At 41.5% G+C, this 996-nt stretch carries 2 pseudogenes; one reads left to right on the top strand and one right to left on the bottom strand.

The window, feature by feature from the left end:
- A pseudogene (locus HU824_RS19540) lies at positions 1-219 on the bottom strand (transposase family protein); the annotation flags it as partial.
- 191 nt (positions 220-410) lie between these two features.
- On the opposite strand from HU824_RS19540, the pseudogene HU824_RS13940 reads away from it, so the two are divergent.
- Positions 411-821, top strand: a pseudogene (locus HU824_RS13940) (Arm DNA-binding domain-containing protein); the annotation flags it as partial.
- Positions 822-996: the final 175 nt, after the last annotated feature.

Raw genomic sequence — 996 nt, 5'->3', positions numbered from 1 at the left:
GCCACGAAGAGGAAAGTCCTGAATCACTTTCTCATCAGTAAAACCATGGGAAATCACGCTGCCACTCTTGTAATCTGAACGCTCCAGGTAGTGTCTTTCATCGAGCCAGACTTCGATTTTCACAGAGTCGTCATGCCAGCCGGAGATCTTAAAACACTCCATTAAAACTTCGGGAAAGACGACTCGTAGTAACTTATGTAGGGGGCGATTAGAATTCATGGGATTGATATTGCTTAATTTAACTGCAAAAATAATTCACTTTCGCGTATTAACATAATATACCCACAGGGTTTTCGGATTAATCCCAAATCTCCACCAAATAAGATTACTTCTCTCTGATTTGCAACATTTTGCGTATCAAGAAAGCGTGCATGGTTTCCTACTTTTGTACAACGAAAAACTGTAGGAACATGAAAAGAGACTCATTCAATGTGCTTTTCTTTATCAAGAAAGCCAAACTGCTGAAAAACGGGGAAGCCTCCGTATGTATGCGTATCACCGTGAACGGTGTGCGAGTGGAAAACAATATCCGCAAAAGCATTGAACCAGCCTTGTGGAATCAGGCGAAGGAGTGCGCCAAAGGCAAAAGCCGAAAATCCTGCGACTTGAATGCTTATATCGAGGATGCAAGAATCAAACTCCACCAGACTTTCAATGAACTGGAGGAACAAGGGCAGTTCATCACCGCCCGCCTGTTGCAGAAAAAGTTCTTCGGACAAGACCAAGCACCGGAAGTTGTCCGTACACTTATTCAAACTATCCAAGAACATAACGACCAATGCCGTGAACTTGTCGGAAAGGACTATGCCCTGATTACCGTCCCCAAAAATGTGCCAAAGTTCAGTTTAGGGCATAAAAAAAGGAGTACCGCTGTACTCCAACCTTTGTTAACCTTAAATCTAATACTATGAAAAACACATTGCAAATGTACGTTTTTTTGGGATATTGACAAACTTTCCAAGAAAAAAAGCATGTTTCATAACACATTTTAATAAG

Source organism: Bacteroides sp. L10-4, from assembly GCF_013373675.1.
In the GTDB taxonomy this organism is placed as follows: domain Bacteria; phylum Bacteroidota; class Bacteroidia; order Bacteroidales; family Bacteroidaceae; genus Bacteroides; species Bacteroides muris.
This window is presented reverse-complemented; position numbering and strand designations above follow the sequence as displayed.